Origin of the sequence: Petrimonas mucosa, from assembly GCF_900095795.1 — a bacterium.
Classification (GTDB): domain Bacteria; phylum Bacteroidota; class Bacteroidia; order Bacteroidales; family Dysgonomonadaceae; genus Petrimonas; species Petrimonas mucosa.
On the sequence record NZ_LT608328.1, the window covers coordinates 3,116,047 to 3,135,449 of the forward strand.

A 19,403-nucleotide genomic window follows, 5' to 3' on the forward strand; every position below is an offset into this window, starting at 1 on the left:
TCTATCTCTTTGTACAAACCACTTGGTTGTCGTATTTCAAACTGATCATCGAGTACCTGTCCCAACCCACCACATTCAATCCTTTCTCGATAAAGAGGGCAAACCGGTCAAACTTTTCGGAAAAGTTCTCCAGTTTTCCGAACGCTATCCTGAAATCTCCGGCACGGGGAATCAGCTCCACCTCTCTGTTGGGTCTCACCACGATCTGATCTACCCATGCGTTCCACTCGGGATTTTCACTCAGATAGCGTGCAAAATCATAAAGTTCCCTCCTCGCAAACTCCTCATCTATAGCCCCGGTAGCCAGGGGGACATAGACCGTAAAATTGGTCGACACCGGCATCGGTTCGCGGTTGTCATCGATATAGAAACTCCCTTTCGTATCGGAAATCACACGCAGAACCGGCTCGCGCTGATAAATATGGGCAATGACCGATCCGTTCTGTGCCGTATAGACCTTTGCCGATTTCACCAGCCGGTTGGTCAAAATCGTATCCTGGATCTGCAATGTATTGATTTCGCCCATCTTCTTTCCCACCGGATAGATCTTCTTTCTCTTCAGTAGATCCTCGATATCGGACTGTCGGATGAACCGGACATATGTACTATCCTTCAGTACAACCTCAAAATTGTTGCACACCACATTCCTGGATGAGTTGCTGAAGTAGATCACCGAGAAAACAACATAACCGGTTACCAGTAACGAAGCCAATATGATGGACAATTTTTTCATTTATGCAAAGATACAAATTGTATCTGATTTATTTTCAGACTCCCCGTTTTTCCAACATCTCCCTGATCGCCGGCAACAGATGTTCAATGTCTCCCGCACCTAGGGTAACCAACACATCCAGCTTCTTTTGCTGAAGAAAATCGAGCAATTCACCCTTTTTCAGAAGTACCTTCTCCTTCGAGCTGATCTTATCGAAGATGATTTCGGAGGTAACACCCGGTATAGGCTCCTCACGCGCCGGATAGATATCGAGCAAGATCACATCGTCGAGCAACGAAAGGCTGCGGGCAAAATCATCGGCAAAGTCACGCGTACGTGAATAGAGGTGGGGCTGGAACACACCGGTAATCTTTCGTTCCGGGTATAACTGCCTGATCGAACGGATAGAGGCAGCTACCTCTTGCGGATGGTGTGCATAATCGTCGATAAAGACAATATCGGGCCTTTTCAGCTGGAAATCGAACCGCCGTTTTGCACCGCCGAAGCTTTTCATTGCCTGGCGAATCTCATCGGGCCCTACGCCGCACAGGAGTGCTGCAGCAATTGCCGCCACCGCATTTTCGATGTTCACCCTCACCGGCACGCCCAGTTGAATGCCGGCAATCCGGCTGTCGGGTGCTACGAAGTCGAATATGATCTCACCATTGCCGATAGAGATGTTTTCCGCATGGAAATCGCCCCTCGACTCGGAGTAGGTAAAAATTTTCACCGATGCATCGGTATGCGGCGTCACCGGTGCACCCTCCTTCAATATCAGGTATCCCCCCTTCCGGATGAGAGAGGTGAAGTGTTCAAAACTTTCGCGATAAGCCTCCTCCGTTCCGTAAATATCCAGGTGGTCGGGATCGGCCGAGGTGATAACCGCAATCCAGGGTCGCAACCAATGGAACGAGCGATCATACTCATCCGCTTCGGCTACGGTAATGTGGCTTTTATCCGACAACAGCAGGTTGGTACCGTAATTTTTCAGGATTCCACCCAGGAATGCGTTGCAGTCTACCTCAGATTGCCTGAGAAGGTGGGCTATCATGCTCGAGACAGTAGTCTTCCCATGGGTCCCCGCCACACAAACAGCATCGCTCGTACGGGTCACCTCTCCCAGGAGTTGGGCCCGTTTCATGGCTGTAAAACCGTTCTGCAGGAAGTATTGCAACTCGCTATGGGTGACCGGTACCGCAGGCGTGTAGACTACAAGGGTCTTTTCCTTGTCGAGAAACTCCACGGGAATTGAGCTGACGGCATCCTCATAATGGATCTGCGCACCTTCGGCGACCAGCGCCCGGATCAGCTGAGTCTCCGTCCGGTCATAACCGGCAACCTTTTTCCCCTTCAACATGAAGTAACGGGCCAGGTTGCTCATGCCGATACCTCCGATACCTATAAAATATATCGATTCAAAATCCATAATCATGCTAATGAGCGTAAATTTTCGCTATCTCATCCACAATGCGCCGAGCCGAACCGGGTTGAGCCAACTTCAATATATTCCGGCTCAATTCATCCAACCGGCTATCATCTTTAACCAGACGCAGGGCTGTTTCAAACAGACACCCCTTTGCCTCGGCATCGGTCACCATTACGGCTGCATCATTTCTTACCAACGCCATCGCATTCTGCGTTTGATGATCTTCCGCAACATTGGGCGATGGAACCAGAACGACCGGTTTCCCCAACAGTGAGAATTCAGAGATGGAGCCGGCTCCTGCGCGCGAAATAACCAGATCGGCTACCGAGTAGGCATAATCCATGCGGGTGAGAAAATCAAACAGATGTACGTTGCCGGGAATCACTCCCTGCTCCCTCAGGGCAGAGATCTCTTTAAAATAGTAGTTGCCGCATTGCCAAAGGAGCTGTACCCCCGACTGTTCTATTGAGGCAAGTGAAGCGATGACACTCTCGTTAAGCGTACGGGCACCCAGGCTTCCACCTACCAGGAGAATCGTCTTCAGTTCAGGATTTAGTCCGAAGTGTGCGTAGCCGCTCTTTCGGTTCTCCTCCGAGACCACCAGATCCTGGCGGGTAGGGTTGCCGGTCAGCACGATCTTCTCTTTCGGGAAGAACCGCTCCATCCCTTCATACGCCACACAAATCCTGGCCGCTTTCCGTGCCAGGATCTTGTTGGTTACCCCGGCATAGGAGTTCTGTTCCTGCAATAGTGTAGGAACGCCGGCTGCTGCTGCAGCCCTGAGGGTAGGTCCACTGGCATAACCTCCCACCCCAACTGCAATGTCCGGTTTGAACGAAGTGACGATCTTTTTTGCCTTTAGCATGCTTTTCATCAACTTTATGGCAACCGGAATGTTTCTCAACGGATTTCTCCTGTCGAAACCCGCAACGGGAAGTCCCACAATCGAATAGCCTGCAGCTGGCACACGTTCCATCTCCATCCGGTTCTCGGCACCGACAAAGAGGATTTCGGCATCCGGCCATCGATCCATTATCGCGTTAGCTATAGAGATGGCAGGAAAAATATGTCCGCCGGTACCGCCTCCACTGATGATTACCCGCGGTGAACGTAATGGTGATGTCATACCTGAATAATTTCAAATTCCACTTTCTCTTCCAGTTTATCGATCACTTCCGATACCATCGTTTCATTTTCCTCGTCGCTTTGATCGGGATTATCGGCTCCCTTCTTTCCCCTCTTCTTGCCAATCCCGAACCGGTCAGCACTCAAAATCAATCCGAAATAGGCACTGGTAATAAGCAACGAGGTTCCTCCCCTGCTGATAAGCGGCAGTGGCTGGCCGGTAACCGGGATAAGGTTTACCGCTACCGCCATGTTGATAAATGCCTGCATCGACAACATAAGTGCCGAACCGAGGACAAGGTATTTTGGAAAGAGCTTTTCGATTTTCCGGGCAATCATCCCCGACCTGATCAGGATGATGATATAGAGCAGCAACACAAAGACTCCTCCAATGATCCCCATCTCCTCGATAATTATCGCGTAGATGAAGTCGGAATAAGCCTGGGGAAGGAAGTCGCGCTCGGTACTGTTTCCCGGGAACTTGCCAAAGATGCCGCCGTTTGCGATGGCAATCTTGGCATGAGCCACCTGATAGTTGTCGTCAGTAATCGTATAGTAAGTCTCATCCGACACCTCCTTATGGCTGCCAAACTCGTCGAGCCGGCTCTGCCAGGTTCCTACACGGCTTAATGGTCCGGAGTTGGTCCACTCGGGCGGTATCACCTTCAGCATCACGATAAAGAGTGCCAGAAAGGCAATGCCTGTAACGGCCACCTTCAGGAGCCTACTCAGCTTCACGTTTCCTATGAACATCAACAGGAAGCAGACCGTAAAGAGCAGTACCGCAGTTGAGAGGTTGTCCAGGGCGATGATACCGCAAACCACCACCATCAGTCCGATCATCCATTTGAAGAGCAGGCCGTCGTTCATGCCGTTCTGTTTGCTGAGCAGAAAGGCGATCGTCCCCATCAACGATATCTTGGCAATCTCGGAGGGCTGAATGGTAAATCCAAAGATCGAGATCCACCGGTCGGCCCCGTTGATGGTTGTCCCGATAACCGGAGTGAGCAGCAGCAGAATAATCGAACCGATAAGCACAAAGATAAGGGAAGAGAAGTAACGATACGGAATATTGTGGATCAAGACGATAATCCCCACCCCGCCGATCAGGAACATGGTGTGCCGCAGGATTGGTCCCCACTGGTTCTGTTGCCTGTAGACAATGGTGCTGGTAGCACTGAAGATCTCTACCAGCGAAATCACACAGAGGATAACAAATACCAGCCAGATCACCTTGTCACCCTTGAAGATCTTGCTTCCCAGTTTAGCCAGGGTCGACCGGGAATTCTCCATATCTTCCTGAAAATTGGACGATTCTATCGCATCCTTTAACTTGTCGAGCATATCTTCTACTGTTTACTTTCAATACTGTTATCCTAAGAGCTATATTCTATATTCATAACCGTCTCACGCAATCCTTGAACTGGTTGCCCCGGTCTTCATAATTTTGAAAGAGGTCGAAACTGGCACAACAGGGCGACAACAAGACGGTATCTCCCTTTTTTGCCAACCTGTAAGCGGCATCTACGGCCTCCTTCATCGATCCGGCATCTTCAATAGAGGGCACTATGCCATCGAAATAGGCATGCAGCTTGCTGTTGTCCTTACCCAAAAAGATCAATGCCCTCACTTTCTGCCTTACCAGATCCTCAATCTCTGAATAGTCGTTTCCTTTGTCGGTACCTCCAAGAATCAGTACCACTTTCGTGCGCATGCTTTGAAGTGCATACCAACAGGAGTTTACATTGGTTGCCTTGGAATCATTGATATATTGGACTCCCCTCACCGACGCCACCTTCTCCAACCGGTGAGGAACACCCTTGAAGTCCGACAGGGCCAGACGCAGATTGTCGTCGGATATGTCGAGCAGCTTCGCTACAATCCCCGACGCCATCGAGTTATAGAGATTATGCATCCCCTGTAACGCCAGCAGTTCCAGCTCCATGTCAAAAAGAGTCCCTTTCGTTTGTATATACATTTTATTGCCCTCCGAATAAGCGGTAGCCAAGTGATTATTTTTTTCAGTAAAAGAGTAGATATCTGATGCGGGTTTAAGCTTTTCAAGCTCTTTCGTCACTACCGGGTCATCCATCCAGTAAATGAAGGAATCACCCATCTTATGGTTGCGAACAATCCGCATCTTGGCATCCACATACTTCTGCATATCGTGATCGTAACGGTCTAGATGATCTGGCGTGATATTCATCAACACGGCAATATCCGCCTTGAAGTCATACACACCTTCTAGCTGGAAACTACTCAATTCCAGCACATAATAGTCGTAATGCTCCTCTGCCACCTGTCTGGCAAAGCTCCGTCCGATGTTTCCACCTAATCCCACATTCAGTCCCGCCGATTTCAGGATGTGATAAATCAGACTGGCTGTGGTTGTCTTTCCGTTGCTGCCGGTAATGCAGATCATTCTGGCATTGGTATACCTGCCAGCAAACTCAATCTCGGAAATCACCCGTATCCCCTTCTCTCGGATCTTCCGCATCAGGGGGGTAGTGTCAGGGATACCTGGACTCTTCACCACCTCACTTGCCTGTAGAATCTTCTCTTCGGAGTGGCCTCCCTCTTCGAAATCGATTCCATGGTCGAGAAGCGTTTTACGATGCTCCTCCTTCAGCAGCCCGGAGTCGGAAAGGAAGACACTGAGTCCTTTTACCTTGGCCAGGATTGCACTGCCTACACCCGATTCTCCACCTCCTAATACAACCAGTTCATCATTCATAATATCTGCCGATTTATCTCATCTTCAGTGTGGCAACAGCAATTACCGCCAGGATCATGCCTATCAGCCAGAAACGCGACACAAGCTTGGGTTCGGTGATCGGAACCAGCGGTTTTTGAATCAGCGCATCAATACCTGCATTTCCCGCCTTTTGAAAATGGTGATGCAGGGGGGTCATCTTGAAGACCCGTTTTCCCACACCCGTTTTTTTCTTTGTATATTTGAAATAGGAGACCTGCAGGATTACCGAGAGAGCCTCTACAAAAAAGACTCCGCAAAGAATGGGCAGCAGCAGCTCCTTATGGATCAGCACGGCAAAAACCCCGATGATTCCTCCCAGTGTAAGGCTGCCGGTATCACCCATAAAGACCTGGGCAGGATAGGCGTTATACCAGAGGAATCCGACAGTGGCCCCGACAAAAGCCGCTGCAAACACCATCAGCTCGTCACTTCCGGGAATATACATGATATTGAGGTAGGAGGCAAAGTCGACGCGGCCCGAAACATAAGCCAGGACTCCCAACGCCACACCGATGACCGCCGATGACCCCGAAGCGAGGCCATCCAGACCATCCGTCAAATTGGCGCTGTTTGAGACAGCCGTAACGATCAGAATCACAGCGAGGACAAAAACAACCCAGACGGCAACATCGGCAAAATCTCCCATCCAGGAGACCAGCCAGCGGTAATCAAAATTGTTGTTCTTTACAAAAGGAATGGTAGTTTTCGTGGTCTTTACATCCTGTCCCTTGTACTGAACCTGTTCGATTACGTTGTTAACCCTCACCTCAGTATTCTCACGGGAAACAATATCGGGGCTCATATACATGATCAGGCCGACAATCAGCCCGAGTCCCACCTGTGCCACCACCTTGATTTTCCCTTTCAACCCCTCTTTCTCTCTCTTGAGTACCTTGATATAATCGTCGGCGAAGCCCAAAGCACCCAACCATACGGTGCTTATTATCATGATGATAATATAGATATTTTCAAGTTTCCCCATCAGCAGGATCGCCACCAGGATGGAGACAATGATGATAACACCACCCATGGTGGGTGTGCCCCGTTTACTGTATTGCCCCTCCAGATCGAGGTTGCGGATCGTCTCCCCGATCTGATTCTTCTGCAGTGCACGAATGATCCTTGCACCTACAATGACTGAGAAGAGCAACGAAATAATGGCGGCAAGCGAGGCCCGGAATGTAACATACTGAAACATACCGGCACCGGGAACATCCAGTTTGTCCAAATATTGAAAAAGATAGTAGAGCATAATCAGTCTAGGAGAAAATATTTATGAATTGAGCGTGTTGGGGAGTAAACCATGGAATATCTTTTCCAGCTCCTCCTTGTCGTCGAAGTGATGCTTCACCCCCTTAATTTCCTGATAATCTTCGTGCCCTTTACCGGCAACGAGTATGACATCGCCCGGCTTGGCCAGCGCACAGGCTGTTTTTATCGCTTCACGCCTGTCCACGATAGAAAGTGTGGTGCGGCGTTGTTCATCGTCAAGTCCTGCCACCATATCGTCAATGATATCCTGCGGCTCTTCAAACCGCGGATTGTCGGAAGTCAGGATTACCTTGTTACTTAATTCAACCGCTTCACGAGCCATTAATGGCCGTTTGGTCTTGTCGCGGTTTCCGCCGCAACCCACCACCGTAATGATATCGCCTCTCTGTTCCAGCACTTCATTGATGGCATTCAGCACATTGGTCAGGGCATCCGGTGTATGGGCATAATCCACTATTGCAGTAAAACCTGCGGGCGATCGCAACGTCTGGAAACGCCCTGCCACCGGTTTCAGGAGAGTCAGGATCCTGAGCAGCTCGTCGGGTTGTTGCCCGAGGAGAACGGCCGTACCATATACCGCCAGCAGATTGTAAACATTGAAGACTCCCACAAACTGCACAATCAGCTCTTTTCCGTTGATCTCGATCTCAGTACCGTCGAAATGCTTCTCGAAAATCCGGGCCTTGAAATCACCCATCCCCTTTACAGAGTAGGTATATTTTCTTGCCACACTGTTCTGAAGCATTACCGCCCCATTCTTATCGTCGGAGTTGGTGATGGCAAAAGCGGATTCGGGCAGTGAATCGAAAAATGCCTTTTTCACATTCCGGTATTCCAGCATGTTTTTGTGATAGTCCAGGTGATCCTGTGTGAGGTTTGTAAAGACTCCCCCCTCGAAGCGGAGTCCATACACCCGTTTTTGATGGATGGCATGAGAGCTCACCTCCATAAAGGCATACTGGCAACCTGCATCTACCATTTTACGCAGGAAAGCGTTGAGGGTAATGGGATCGAGGGTGGTATGCGTGGTTGGGAAACTGTCGTCATTTACATAGTTGGCCACCGTAGAGAGCAGTCCTGCACCGTAACCCAACGTCCTGAAAGTTCTGTGCAGCAATGTAGCCACCGTTGTCTTTCCGTTCGTTCCGGTTACGCCCACCAACTTCAGGTGCTCCGACGGATTCCCAAACCAGGCAGAAGCTATTTGAGCCAGCGCTATGGCCGAATTTTCGACCTGGACATAAGTTACTCTGGAGAAATATTCCTCGAACATCGGTTTATCGTAAACCACAACCTGTACATCCTGTTCTATGGCTTTACCGATATAATCGTGTCCGTCGGTATTGATACCCTCCACGGCGATGAAAAGCGAACCCTTCTGCACCTGTCGGGAATCTGAAGTGATGTTTTCAACCTCGACATTCTCCTCCCCGTGAATAGCCACGATTTTGCACTTTTCTAGAAGTTGACTCAGTCTCATTTTTTCTATCCGATTTATTACCATTTTTCTCATTCATTCTATCCTCGTCCGGTCCCTCATCTCAGCGTGATGCTGATGGTGGTACCTTTCACCACCCTGCTTCCCGGCGCAAACGATTGTGACACAACTTTCCCCGAACCGGTCAGGTTAACCCGCAGTCCCGATTTCTCGAGCAGATAAACGGCATCCCGGGCACCCATCCCCAACACGTCGGGTACCGAATTGTCGGCTATTGCCAAAGCGTGAGGGCGATAGGCAACAGAGTCGAATTCAATCTTTACCCAATCTGAAGCAGACTTCATAATGGAAGTTTTGAGATCCAACATCGAAAGGACACTCCTGCCATACTCCCAGTTTCCATTTTTCAGGGGTGGTCTTTTCTGCGGTTCCGGATCATCAACCAGGGCCTGTTCGGGAGAGAGCCTTGTTCGCTTTACAAAGGTCTGCTCCGCAATATTCTTGAAGACCATACCGGCCTGTCCACCACCCGAAGGGACACCTTTCGGTTTTCTGATCCCTACAAAACAGGTGTAGAGCGGATCGTCCGCAGGAAAGTAGCCACAAAACGAGACATAGTAGTCGCTATATCCACCGCCGCTGGCAATCTGTGCCGTACCGGTCTTTCCCGCGATGGAGAAATAGTCCGATTTCACTACCTTGGCTGTTCCATTCTCCACTACCCCCAGCAACATATCCTGTATCTGGACCAGCGTGCTCTCCTTGCACATCTGTTCGTTGACCACCTCCGCCTTGTACTCCTTTACAACCCTTCCGTCCTTCAGCAGTTTTTTTGCAATAAAGGGCTTGATCATCTTGCCACCATTGGCTATCCCGTTGTAGAACATCAACATGTAGATGGGCGGCACCTTCGTTTCGTAACCGAACGACATCCAGGGCAGCGTTGTCTTGGACCAGTAGTTTGTCTTGTCATCGGGGAAGCGGATAGAGGAGGTCCCCTCAATTCCGTTTAGCGGGACATCCCAAGTAAGCTTCTTCCTCAGTCCGATCCGGTCGATTCCCTTCACAAACTTGGCAGGATCGTCACCATATGCCTTGAGTACGATTTTACTCATCACCACGTTCGAGGAGAGCTCGATCCCCTCCTTTACAGTAAGATATCCCCTGTCGCGACCCTGCCGCCAATAGTGGTCGCGCACCCACTTCCCATTGTACTGGTACAGCCCGTTGCCCACATGGAAAGAGTCGGTAGGGGTTATCACCCCGTCATCAAGCGCTACCATCACCGTAACGGTCTTGAAGGTAGATCCCGGCTCGTTCATATAGGAGAAGGCATTGGGGTTACCCTCCGCATAGCTTCCGTTACTCAACCTGTCGAGGTTGGCGACCCCCTTGATCTCCCCGGTTTTGGTCTCCATGATGATCGCCGTTCCCGATTCCGCGGCAGTCTCCTCAAGCTTGGCCCGGAGGGCTCGTTCCGTAACTTCCTGTATGTCGGCATCGAGAGTAGTTACAATATCGTATCCATCCTTGGCTGCAATCTCCTCAATATCTGTCCAGCGGCCCTGGATCTTTTGCCGGCTTTTCACTCCTTCCACACCTCTCAGCAGCGAATCGTACTTCAGTTCCAGTCCGCTTGCTCCCCCTTTTTCAAGGTCCTTATAGACATTCCCCACTGTCCGGTTGGCCAGGTTTCCAAAGGGGCGTTTTCGGGCATTCTTCTCTTCGGCAATCAGTCCGCTGCGGTTGGAACGCTGGTTGAAAAACGGATAGGTGCGTATCTCCTTCAGATCCACATATGAGATGTCGGGCCTGAGAATACGCACGTAACGCGATTTCAACTTCACCTTCCTGTCGACACCTTTTTCCGCATTCTCCTTCATCTGTCGCTCTTCCTTCTCCCGGAGCTTCCATCCGTTGAGAATGACCGACTTATATTGGGAAGCTGTCCGGTCGGGGAATTTTCTGGCTAATGCCACCGAAAGTTCATCAACATATTTCATCAATGTATCCTTCCTCATCCCTTCCGCCCAGAAATCCATATAGATACTGTAGAGCGGCTCGCTGGTAGCCAGGAGTTTTCCGTCGTAAGTATAAATGTTTCCCCGCTTGGGCAGAATGACACGATCCTTGATGATGGTCTCCCTCTCCCCAACTTCACGCCACTTTTTCCCTTCCGCCGAGAAGGCAATCTTTCCTGCCGAGAAGATAATCATCACCCCAACCCCAAGAAGGAAGAAGACAATCAGACCGTAACGGTTTAAAATCCTCCTTTTATTCTCTTCGGCTCTCTTTCCCATTTCATTTTTTCCCTTTCTGAATGCGATAAACCGGTTGGTTGTTTATTTTCAATTCCAACCCCGACTCCTCTACCCTTTTCTCGATCTGTCCCTGGCGGCTGGCCTCTGTCAGATCGGACGAAATGGTTAGCGACTCATACTTGGCATCTTTCAGTTCGACCTTCAGTCGCTCCATCTCTGCTATCCGCTGAAGGACGGTATATCTGTGGCTGATAAAGAGAATCATGATGATAACCAAAACCACGATAAAGGTGAGGTTCCTGACAAAAAAGTTCTCCGTCAGCACATTTCCTCCGAAAACATGCACGAACGATTTTCTTACACTGTCAATTTTTACTTTCATCGCTTTACCGATTACAACAATCTGCCACTATAATTTCTCCGCAATTCTCAGCTTGGCACTTCTCGATCGGGGATTGTTCACCTGCTCCTCTTCCGTCGGAACAATCACTTTTCGGTTGATCAGTTCAAACGGAGTCTTTCTGTTTCCAAAAAAATCCTCGGCAACCACCCCTTCTACGTTCCCGGCTCTGAAAAAATTCTTCACCAGCCGATCCTCCAGCGAATGGTAAGAGATGATACTGAACCGTCCTCCCGGCTTCAACATCTGCAATCCTTGCATCAACATCTCTTCCAGCGCCTTCAGCTCGTCATTCACTTCAATGCGCAACGCCTGAAACGCCTGAGCCAAGGTTTTGTTCTCCTTCTCACGAAAAGTGAATGGCTTCATGATTTCCAGAAAATCGGAAACAGCATCGATCTTTTTCGATCGACGGTAAGAGGCGACTGCAGCAGCAATCTTTCTCGCACTTTTCAACTCGCCATAGAAGAAGAAGATATCAGACAACCTCTCCTCGGAATATTCGTTCAGAATATCTGCCGCACTCTTTCTGGCCAGCCGGTTCATCCGCATATCGAGATCTCCCGGCATCCTGAAGGAAAATCCGCGACTTGAATCGTCGAAATGGTGCGACGACACCCCCAGATCGGCGAGAATCCCATCCACCTCATCTACCCGATGATAGCGCATGAAATTCTTCAAAAAACGAAAGTTGCTTTTTACAAACGTGAAACGGGGGTCCAGGATATGGTTTTGGTAAGCATCTTCATCCTGATCAAAGGCAAACAACCTGCCTTTTTCACCCAATCGTCTCAATATCTCCCTCGAGTGCCCGCCTCCGCCGAATGTAACATCAACATACACCCCGTCGGGATGAATATTCAGTCCGTCCACACTCTCCTGAAGCAATGCCGGTATGTGATACATCTCAGTAATCCGTAAATATTTGCATCATCTAACACATTGACATATCAGGACATCAGCTCTTGCAATCTAGCAGAAAACTCCGTCGGATCAACCAATGGCTTTTCCAGCTTTTCTTTCGCCCATATCTCAATAGTGTTGTCCACTCCCAGAAAACGAACATCAGATTCGATGCCCACCAGCACCAAGTAGCGTTTCGGAATCAAGATCCTTCCGCTCGCATCCATTTCAAGTCGTTCGGCATCAAGCACAAACTGGCGAAAAACCTGCTGTTGTTCCCTGTTCCATTTATTCAGCCGACTCCTGAGCGTCTCAATCTCGTTTTCCCAGACCGAACCGGGATAAAGCACCAGACAATCCTGAAAAATATCCTTGCGAAGCACCAGGAAATCTTCATCAGCGCCCTGAAGACGCTTACGAAAAACGGCCGGAACAAAGATTCGCCCTTTTGCATCGGCTTTAGCTTCGATATTTCCCAGAAATTGCAACACGATTATCTCTGTATCTACAACTATTTTGTTCTACATCTTTTCACTTTCCCAAACCATGTACGGCATCAGCCCCACTTATCCTCAACTGCCACTCAGTGCAACTTCAACAATCCTCGAATCGGGCTGCAGACCTAAAGAAAAAATCAAGATTTTATCACCCAATCTGCTGCATACATGATTTTTGCGGTAAAATTACAAAATAAATCCACTTTCCCCCACTTTTCCACACACAATTTTCAATAAAGTTATCAACACTTCCACTAATATTTGATTTACTGTACTTTAACCATTCTTTCACTTCAAAACGGAAAACATTTATTATTGCCGTTCCAAAGAAATAGGAATAGCCCCTCCAATTTTCATAATTAATTTTGTATTTTTGTCGGTTGTAGGAAAGTCATTATGTCAGAAAAAACTGATTTCAAACTGGATATTGATGCTGTTTTGCGGGAAAAGGCAAAAAAACAGTACAAGAAGATCCCCAAATTTTTCATCAACTATCTGAAGCGCACCATCCGCCAGGAGGAGTTGAATGCAATTATCGAGCGCAACCGCGACAAGCAGGGCGTTGACTTCATGCGAGCACTGGTAGATAAAGAGTTCAAGGTCAAGCTGAAAATCCATGGGGAGGAGAACATTCCTGCCAGCGGGAAAGGACGGTACATCTTTGCCTCCAACCACCCGCTGGGGGGACTGGATGGCATTTGCCTGTCGGCCTATCTGGGAGAGAGGTACAATGGAAAAATCAAATACCTGGTAAACGATGTATTGCTGAACATCCGGAATCTTGAATCGATATTTGTTCCGGTAAACAAATACGGTTCACAGGCCAAAATGTCGGCCGCGGTCATCAACGAGGCATACGCATCCGGAAACCAGATCATCACCTTCCCCGCAGGATTGTGCTCCAGGAAGCAGAAAGGGGAGATCAGGGATCTACAGTGGATGAAAAACTTCGTCGTCAAGGCTGTCGAATATCAACGGGATATCATACCCATCCATTTCGGCGCCAGGAACTCCAACTTCTTTTACAACTTTGCCAACATAAGAAAAGCGCTGGGCATCAAGTTCAATATCGAACTGATCTATCTGCCCGGTGAGATGTTTAAAAACAAAGGAGAGACATTCCACATCACCTTCGGAAAGCCGATACCCTGGCAATCTCTGGACAAATCGAAAAGTCCGGCGCAGTGGGCAGAAGAGATAAAAACGGTTGTTTACAATTTACCCAAACAGAGAACTAGCAAGTATGGAAAAAATCATCGACCCGGTTGATAAAGACCTTATAAAAAACGAACTGACTGTAGGAAAGAGAGTTCGCACCACCAACAAGGCCAATAACGAGATCTACATCTTCACCGCTCACGATTCACCAAACCTGATGCGGGAAGTAGGGAGGCTGCGAGAGATCGCTTTCCGTTACTACGGTGGGGGAACAGGTCTAGAGGCGGATATCGACAAGTATGACCTGATGAAGAATCCGTATCATCAACTCATAGTATGGGACCCCGAAAAAGAGGAGATACTGGGCGGTTACCGATTCATCATGGGCAAACAGGTCGACTTCGACGAGAAGGGAAAACCGATGCTTGCCACCGCTCATCTGTTGAACTTTTCCGACGACTTTCTGAAAAACTATCTCCCCTATACCGTTGAACTGGGCCGATCGTTCGTCTCTCTCGAATACCAGTCCACCCTCCACAGCCGCAAGGGCATCTTTGCCCTCGACAACCTGTGGGACGGTTTGGGGGCACTGACAGTAATCGATCCCTCAATGAAGTACTTTTTCGGAAAAGTAACCATGTACGGGACATACAACAAAGAGGCCAGGAACATGATTCTCTATTTCATGCATCTCCATTTTCCCGATCCCGACAAGCTGGTGACTCCCATCACGCAGCTTGTCACCAACACCGACATCGATAAGATGAGGCAACTCTTCAAGGGGAAGAGTTTCAAGGAGGATTACCGGGTGCTGAACAAGGAGGTGCGCAGTTTCGGACTGAATATCCCACCGCTCATCAACGCATACATGGGGTTGTCGCCCTCCATGCGTTTCTTCGGGACATCGATCAACGACGAATTTGGCGATGTGGAAGAGTCGGGTATTCTCATCGAGATCAATCAGATCCTGGAGGAGAAAAAGCAACGGCATATCGAATCATACATAAAATCCAAGCCGAGCAGACGCTTCCTGCTCGGGTTAAGGCAGGCCATTTCCGGAAAAGCGAGAAAGCGATAGCCACTTTTTTACGACTTGCCGAAACCAGGGATGCAACTTCATCTTTGAAGCAAAAAATTTGCATCGATGGAACTAAATGCTACCTTTGCAGAATCATCATTTAATTAAACGTGTCATATCATATGAAGTCAATCGCAATCATATACGGGTCAAGTACGGAGAACACCAAAAGAGCTGCCGAGAAAATCGCTGAAAGGTTATCTGAATACTCTCCCGCTCTGGTAGACATCTACGACGGGGATGAAGGGGCATTTCATGCAAACGAGGTTCTGATTCTTGGTGTCTCAACCTGGGGGGTCAAGGATCTGCAAGACGACTGGTCCGACTTCTACCACAAACTGGAAAAAATGGACCTTACCGGCAAGACCGTAGCCCTCTTCGGGTTGGGTGACTCGTTTATCTATCCCGACTCGTTTGTGGATGCCATGGGCATCTTGTACGAAACGGTTTCGGAGAGGGGTGCCACAGTCGTAGGTGAAGTTTCGCCCGAAGGGTATCAGTTCGATTTCTCCAGGGCATTGAAGAACGGTCAGTTTGTAGGGTTACCGCTGGACGAAGACAATGACGCCGACCTCACCGATGAACGGATCGACAAATGGGTGGAGTCGCTGAAGAAATACCTGGATTGACCTGCCGGTAAAGCCTCTTTTCGGTCCGGGAGCGCCTTCGGTCGCGCCCGTAAATTGTCATGCTTCAAATCATACAATTGAGAGACTATGTCGACAAACAGGCTTACCTTAAATGTTCAATCGGAAATCGGGAAGCTGGAAGCGGTGATGCTGCACTACCCAGGTCCCGAAGTGGAGAACATGACGCCCAAAAACGCACAACGGGCGCTATACAACGATATTCTCAACCTCGCCATCGCACAGAAGGAGTATGCCCAACTGAAAGGGGTATTGGAGAAATACTCCAGGGTATACGAAGTTTCCGACCTGCTGGAAAAGGTGGTTGAAATACCCCGACAACGAGCCATACTGCTCCAGAAGATCTGTTCCGCCGAAAAGGTGCAGGATTACTTCGAATATCTCATGGAGCTCTCCTCGCATCAACTGGCACGGGTATTGATAGAAGGGCTCCCGATGCAGGTGAAGACCTTGACCGACTTTCTGAAGGAGGAGTATTATGCATTACAGCCGCTCTACAATTTCTACTTCACACGCGACACGTCGGTGGTCATCGGAAACAGATCACTGGTCTGCAAGATGGCCAATGCTGTCCGCATGCGGGAGTCGTTCATCATGGATGCGATCTTCAACAGTGGACTTTTTTTCAATACGCAAGTCTCAAATATGTACGACCTGTCGCACAACAACGATCCCGTCACCATTGAGGGGGGCGATGTACTGGTTGCACGGGAAGATGTTCTGCTGGTTGGCAGCGGGGCAAGAACCACTCCGCAGGCCATCGACCTGTTGATACGGGAACTGTGTGGCGAGAAGTCGTGCAGGAAGCATGTCATTGTGCAGCAACTGCCTGAAGCTCCAGAATCTTTTATCCACCTGGATATGGTGTTCACCTTTCTCGACAGCAACACCGCCATGGTATACAAACCACTGATTATAAACAGCAATCCCTACAAGACCGTACATATACAGATCGAAAACGGCAGGGTGATCAAGATATCCCAAACAAACAATATCCCCACTGCACTGAAAAAACTCGGCATGGAGATCGAGCCGGTCATTTGTGGGGGAAAGGCGGACGACTGGGATCAGGAACGGGAGCAGTGGCACAGCGGGGCCAATTTTCTGGCAATTGCACCCGGGAAGGTACTCTCCTATGCCCGGAACATCAATACGCTGGAAGAGCTGAACAAGAAGGGATTCGAGATTGTACCGGCCGAAGATGTGATCAATGGAAAAATTGATCTGGAGAGGGTTGGAAAATGTGTGGTAACACTCGATGGATCTGAACTTCCCCGAGGCGGTGGAGGCCCCAGATGCATGACCATGCCTCTGCGGAGAGGGTAATTTACAAAATTGTCTTTATCTGCTCCAATCTTGAAACGGTGTAAGTAGGTTCAAATCCGGCTGGGGAAAGGTTGGCGGGATTAAACCATATCTGCGCAATACGGCTCTGTTGCGCCCCTGTAATATCGGCATCCCAACTGTCACCGATCATTACAGTCTGGTCGCGTCGGGAGTTGGTATTCTTGAGTGCATAGGTGAAGATCTCCGGATGCGGCTTGTTCACTCCTGCATCCTCCGAAAGGATAATCTTATCGAAATAGGGCTTCAGCCCGGAGTTTTCAATCTTCTTGTATTGAACTTCTCTAAAACCGTTACTGAGGATATGCATCCTATACCTCGGTTTCAAGTAATCGAGCAGATCCAGCGCACCCTCAATCAACCTTGTCTTGTGGGTAGTACGCTCAAGAAAGTCGTCGCTCAACTTCCGGGCATATTCCGGATCGTCAATCCCGAACTTCCTCACCGGCACCAGAAAGCGCTCCACGATCAGCTCCTCCTTCCGGATCTCCCCCAAACGGTATAAATTCCAGAGATGGTGATTGGAGGGCATATAAACGTTGTAATAGTCTTCGAACGTAGGATAAAAACGGCTGTATCCGTAATCCAGATAGATCTCCTCAAGGCACTCCCTGCCGTTCTGGTGTATATCCCACAACGTATCGTCCAAATCGATAAAAAGGTTCTTGTAACTCATTATCCGGCAACAATAATCGTAACTCCATCTAAAAAGCATCCTGAACGGTAGTAACGTCCAGGATGCACAATATTATACTCCCCGCTGCTTCACTCAGTTCACCTCAATGATCAGGTATTTGGTGAGGGTCCAGAATCGTTGTGTATCGGTGATATGGAATGTGAGGTTATCGTTGGCTCCCTTCACAAACTCGTAAGTCCCTTCGGGGTGTGTCGACCAGAGTTTTGCTTTGGGAGCGTACAACGGGATTTCAGTCACCTCGCGGATGTCAATTTGCAGGAAATAGTCCTTGTTGAAAGTCTCCTGCATCACCCGGGTAGCCTTCAGGAATCCTCCCGAAAGAATCTTCTGCTCTTTCAGTTCACTGGCTGTCCCGAAAACGTAATAGGCGGTATGCAATGTTTTGTCCTGCTCCCTGATTGTTGCCGACTGCTGTTCGGCATGTTGAGCCAATTCACTGATATCTCCCGACAACTGGGCAATGGTCTCATCCTTCTTGGCCAGTTCGCTCTGCAGGGCGACCAGTCTGGCGGAACTCTCCTGCATCTCCTTGTTTAGCCGGTCGATCGTATTTTGCATCGATTTCACCTGCTTGTTGCTGGCGGCATATTTCCGGTTCAATTCGGCCAACTGGGTTTTGTTGCGTTTCAGGATCTCCTGAATCATCTGGAAATTATCGTTAACTCTCTTCTTGGTATCCTGACTCATCTCGCCATTCTGTGCCGACTGGGTAGAGATATACTTCTCCGCTTCGCGGATCTTGTCGAAGTTTGCTTCAACTTCACTGATTACGGCCATCATCTCCTGGGTTTCGGCATCCGACGTCCTCAAGACCGTTTCCAATGAATCTCGTTCTGCCAGAAGTTTCCGATATTCTTCAGACTCGGTTACTTTCTTTCCAGTATTGGTACAAGAGAACAAGACCCCTGCGCCGAGTAATAGAACGAATACTTTTTTCATAATTCAATACTTTTATTGTTAATAAACGATTTCAACCCAAAATAGTTTGATTGAGGCGGAAGAGTTCGTCCGTTGTCTATACCGATTTTCCTTCCACAACGATTACAAACTCGCCTTTGGGTTCGTGGATCTCGAAATGGGCAACAAGTTCCGACAGCTTTCCACGGACAGTCTCCTCGAACTTCTTGGATATCTCCCTTGAAACTGAGGCTCTTCTCTCCGCACCGAGGAATTCGGCCAGTTGCGCCAACGTCTTTACCACCCGGTAAGGTGATTCATAAAAGATCAATGTTCGCTGCTCCTCGGCCAGCTCCTTCAGGCGAGTTTGCCGTCCCTTCTTCTGGGGCAGGAAACCTTCAAAACAGAAGCGGTCGTTGGGGAGTCCCGACATCACCAGTGCCGGGACAAACGCCGTTGCGCCGGGTAGGCACTCCACTTCGATCCCCTCCTCTACACAGGTACGAACCAGTAGAAATCCAGGATCGGAAATTGCGGGCGTACCGGCATCCGACACAAGCGCCACGGTTTCACCCGCCTTGATGCGCTCGGCAACCTGTTTTGCGGTATGATGTTCGTTGAATTTATGATGCGACTGCATCCTGGTCTCGATACCGAAATGTTTCAATAGGAAACCGGTTGTCCGGGTATCTTCGGCAAGGATCAGGTCACAACTCTTCAACACCTGAATTGCACGAAACGTCATATCGTCAAGGTTTCCGACAGGTGTCGGCACTACCACCAGCTTAGCCAT

At 49.1% G+C, this 19,403-nt stretch carries 18 protein-coding genes; 4 read left to right on the top strand and 14 right to left on the bottom strand.

Features of this window, described 5'->3' with window-relative positions; translation table 11 throughout:
* Position 1: 1 nt before the first annotated feature.
* The 11 genes from ING2E5A_RS12400 to ING2E5A_RS12450 form a co-directional block, all read right to left on the bottom strand.
* Entirely contained in the window at positions 2-733 is a 732-nt protein-coding gene (locus tag ING2E5A_RS12400) for a cell division protein FtsQ/DivIB (RefSeq protein ID WP_071137670.1), read from the bottom strand.
* Between the two features lie 34 nt (positions 734-767).
* Entirely contained in the window at positions 768-2,144 is a 1,377-nt protein-coding gene (gene murC / locus ING2E5A_RS12405; RefSeq protein WP_394332590.1) for a UDP-N-acetylmuramate--L-alanine ligase, read from the bottom strand.
* 1 nt (position 2,145) lies between these two features.
* Complete coding sequence (gene murG, locus ING2E5A_RS12410) at positions 2,146-3,264, bottom strand: undecaprenyldiphospho-muramoylpentapeptide beta-N-acetylglucosaminyltransferase (protein WP_071137671.1); 1,119 nt, start codon at positions 3,262-3,264, stop codon at positions 2,146-2,148.
* Positions 3,261-4,556, bottom strand: coding sequence for an FtsW/RodA/SpoVE family cell cycle protein (locus ING2E5A_RS12415; RefSeq protein ID WP_071138357.1), 1,296 nt, complete (start codon positions 4,554-4,556; stop codon positions 3,261-3,263). The genes murG and ING2E5A_RS12415 overlap by 4 nt, the downstream gene beginning before the upstream one ends.
* Positions 4,557-4,659: 103 nt before the next feature.
* Positions 4,660-5,997 carry a UDP-N-acetylmuramoyl-L-alanine--D-glutamate ligase gene (gene murD, locus ING2E5A_RS12420; protein ID WP_071137672.1) on the bottom strand — a complete coding sequence of 446 codons (1,338 nt, stop codon included), beginning with the start codon at positions 5,995-5,997 and terminating at the stop codon, positions 4,660-4,662.
* Positions 5,998-6,010: 13 nt separating this feature from the next.
* Positions 6,011-7,270, bottom strand: a complete 1,260-nt coding sequence (gene mraY / locus ING2E5A_RS12425; protein WP_071137673.1) for a phospho-N-acetylmuramoyl-pentapeptide-transferase — start codon at positions 7,268-7,270, stop codon at positions 6,011-6,013.
* A gap of 21 nt (positions 7,271-7,291) precedes the next feature.
* Positions 7,292-8,770: a UDP-N-acetylmuramoyl-L-alanyl-D-glutamate--2,6-diaminopimelate ligase gene (locus tag ING2E5A_RS12430; protein WP_071138358.1), complete on the bottom strand. Its 1,479-nt coding sequence runs from the start codon at positions 8,768-8,770 to the stop codon at positions 7,292-7,294.
* A 56-nt stretch (positions 8,771-8,826) separates the two neighbouring features.
* A complete protein-coding gene (locus tag ING2E5A_RS12435) occupies positions 8,827-11,028 on the bottom strand; it encodes a penicillin-binding protein (RefSeq protein WP_071137674.1) in 2,202 nt (733 codons plus the stop codon).
* Position 11,029: 1 nt separating this feature from the next.
* Positions 11,030-11,371, bottom strand: coding sequence for an FtsL-like putative cell division protein (locus ING2E5A_RS12440; RefSeq protein ID WP_071137675.1), 342 nt, complete (start codon positions 11,369-11,371; stop codon positions 11,030-11,032).
* Between the two features lie 27 nt (positions 11,372-11,398).
* Complete coding sequence (rsmH, locus tag ING2E5A_RS12445) at positions 11,399-12,295, bottom strand: 16S rRNA (cytosine(1402)-N(4))-methyltransferase RsmH (protein ID WP_071137676.1); 897 nt, start codon at positions 12,293-12,295, stop codon at positions 11,399-11,401.
* A 44-nt stretch (positions 12,296-12,339) separates the two neighbouring features.
* Positions 12,340-12,783, bottom strand: coding sequence for a division/cell wall cluster transcriptional repressor MraZ (locus tag ING2E5A_RS12450; RefSeq protein ID WP_071137677.1), 444 nt, complete (start codon positions 12,781-12,783; stop codon positions 12,340-12,342).
* 402 nt (positions 12,784-13,185) lie between these two features.
* Between ING2E5A_RS12450 and ING2E5A_RS12455 the strand changes: the two genes are divergently transcribed.
* The 4 genes from ING2E5A_RS12455 (at position 13,186) to ING2E5A_RS12470 (ending at position 16,998) form a co-directional block, all read left to right on the top strand.
* Positions 13,186-14,058: a 1-acyl-sn-glycerol-3-phosphate acyltransferase gene (locus ING2E5A_RS12455; RefSeq protein WP_071137678.1), complete on the top strand. Its 873-nt coding sequence runs from the start codon at positions 13,186-13,188 to the stop codon at positions 14,056-14,058.
* Positions 14,033-15,025, top strand: coding sequence for a GNAT family N-acetyltransferase (locus ING2E5A_RS12460; RefSeq protein WP_071137679.1), 993 nt, complete (start codon positions 14,033-14,035; stop codon positions 15,023-15,025). Before ING2E5A_RS12455 ends, ING2E5A_RS12460 begins: the two co-directional genes overlap by 26 nt.
* Before the next feature lie 122 nt (positions 15,026-15,147).
* A complete protein-coding gene (locus ING2E5A_RS12465) occupies positions 15,148-15,654 on the top strand; it encodes a flavodoxin (protein WP_071137680.1) in 507 nt (168 codons plus the stop codon).
* 87 nt (positions 15,655-15,741) lie between these two features.
* Complete coding sequence (locus ING2E5A_RS12470; protein WP_071137681.1) at positions 15,742-16,998, top strand: arginine deiminase; 1,257 nt, start codon at positions 15,742-15,744, stop codon at positions 16,996-16,998.
* 1 nt (position 16,999) lies between these two features.
* Here the strand turns inward: ING2E5A_RS12470 and ING2E5A_RS12475 are convergent, their stop codons facing one another.
* The 3 genes from ING2E5A_RS12475 to rsmI form a co-directional block, all read right to left on the bottom strand.
* Entirely contained in the window at positions 17,000-17,692 is a 693-nt protein-coding gene (locus tag ING2E5A_RS12475; protein ID WP_071137682.1) for a YjjG family noncanonical pyrimidine nucleotidase, read from the bottom strand.
* 93 nt (positions 17,693-17,785) lie between these two features.
* Entirely contained in the window at positions 17,786-18,652 is an 867-nt protein-coding gene (locus tag ING2E5A_RS12480; RefSeq protein WP_071137683.1) for a Cbp1 family collagen-binding glycoprotein adhesin, read from the bottom strand.
* A 76-nt stretch (positions 18,653-18,728) separates the two neighbouring features.
* Positions 18,729-19,403, bottom strand: coding sequence for a 16S rRNA (cytidine(1402)-2'-O)-methyltransferase (rsmI, locus tag ING2E5A_RS12485; RefSeq protein ID WP_071137684.1), 675 nt, complete (start codon positions 19,401-19,403; stop codon positions 18,729-18,731).

What these genes read in the sequence shown, in the direction of transcription:
- ING2E5A_RS12400 (WP_071137670.1), bottom strand. Translation starts at nt 733, where the DNA reads ATGAAAAAATTGTCCATCATATTGGCTTCGTTACTGGTAACCGGTTAT.
- murC (WP_394332590.1), bottom strand. Translation starts at nt 2,144, where the DNA reads ATGATTATGGATTTTGAATCGATATATTTTATAGGTATCGGAGGTATC.
- murG (WP_071137671.1), bottom strand. Translation starts at nt 3,264, where the DNA reads ATGACATCACCATTACGTTCACCGCGGGTAATCATCAGTGGAGGCGGT.
- ING2E5A_RS12415 (WP_071138357.1), bottom strand. Translation starts at nt 4,556, where the DNA reads ATGGAGAATTCCCGGTCGACCCTGGCTAAACTGGGAAGCAAGATCTTC.
- murD (WP_071137672.1), bottom strand. Translation starts at nt 5,997, where the DNA reads ATGAATGATGAACTGGTTGTATTAGGAGGTGGAGAATCGGGTGTAGGC.
- mraY (WP_071137673.1), bottom strand. Translation starts at nt 7,270, where the DNA reads ATGCTCTACTATCTTTTTCAATATTTGGACAAACTGGATGTTCCCGGT.
- ING2E5A_RS12430 (WP_071138358.1), bottom strand. Translation starts at nt 8,770, where the DNA reads ATGAGACTGAGTCAACTTCTAGAAAAGTGCAAAATCGTGGCTATTCAC.
- ING2E5A_RS12435 (WP_071137674.1), bottom strand. Translation starts at nt 11,028, where the DNA reads ATGGGAAAGAGAGCCGAAGAGAATAAAAGGAGGATTTTAAACCGTTAC.
- ING2E5A_RS12440 (WP_071137675.1), bottom strand. Translation starts at nt 11,371, where the DNA reads ATGAAAGTAAAAATTGACAGTGTAAGAAAATCGTTCGTGCATGTTTTC.
- rsmH (WP_071137676.1), bottom strand. Translation starts at nt 12,295, where the DNA reads ATGTATCACATACCGGCATTGCTTCAGGAGAGTGTGGACGGACTGAAT.
- ING2E5A_RS12455 (WP_071137678.1), top strand. Translation starts at nt 13,186, where the DNA reads ATGTCAGAAAAAACTGATTTCAAACTGGATATTGATGCTGTTTTGCGG.
- ING2E5A_RS12460 (WP_071137679.1), top strand. Translation starts at nt 14,033, where the DNA reads ATGGAAAAAATCATCGACCCGGTTGATAAAGACCTTATAAAAAACGAA.
- ING2E5A_RS12465 (WP_071137680.1), top strand. Translation starts at nt 15,148, where the DNA reads ATGAAGTCAATCGCAATCATATACGGGTCAAGTACGGAGAACACCAAA.
- ING2E5A_RS12470 (WP_071137681.1), top strand. Translation starts at nt 15,742, where the DNA reads ATGTCGACAAACAGGCTTACCTTAAATGTTCAATCGGAAATCGGGAAG.
- ING2E5A_RS12475 (WP_071137682.1), bottom strand. Translation starts at nt 17,692, where the DNA reads ATGAGTTACAAGAACCTTTTTATCGATTTGGACGATACGTTGTGGGAT.
- ING2E5A_RS12480 (WP_071137683.1), bottom strand. Translation starts at nt 18,652, where the DNA reads ATGAAAAAAGTATTCGTTCTATTACTCGGCGCAGGGGTCTTGTTCTCT.
- rsmI (WP_071137684.1), bottom strand. Translation starts at nt 19,403, where the DNA reads ATGGCTAAGCTGGTGGTAGTGCCGACACCTGTCGGAAACCTTGACGAT.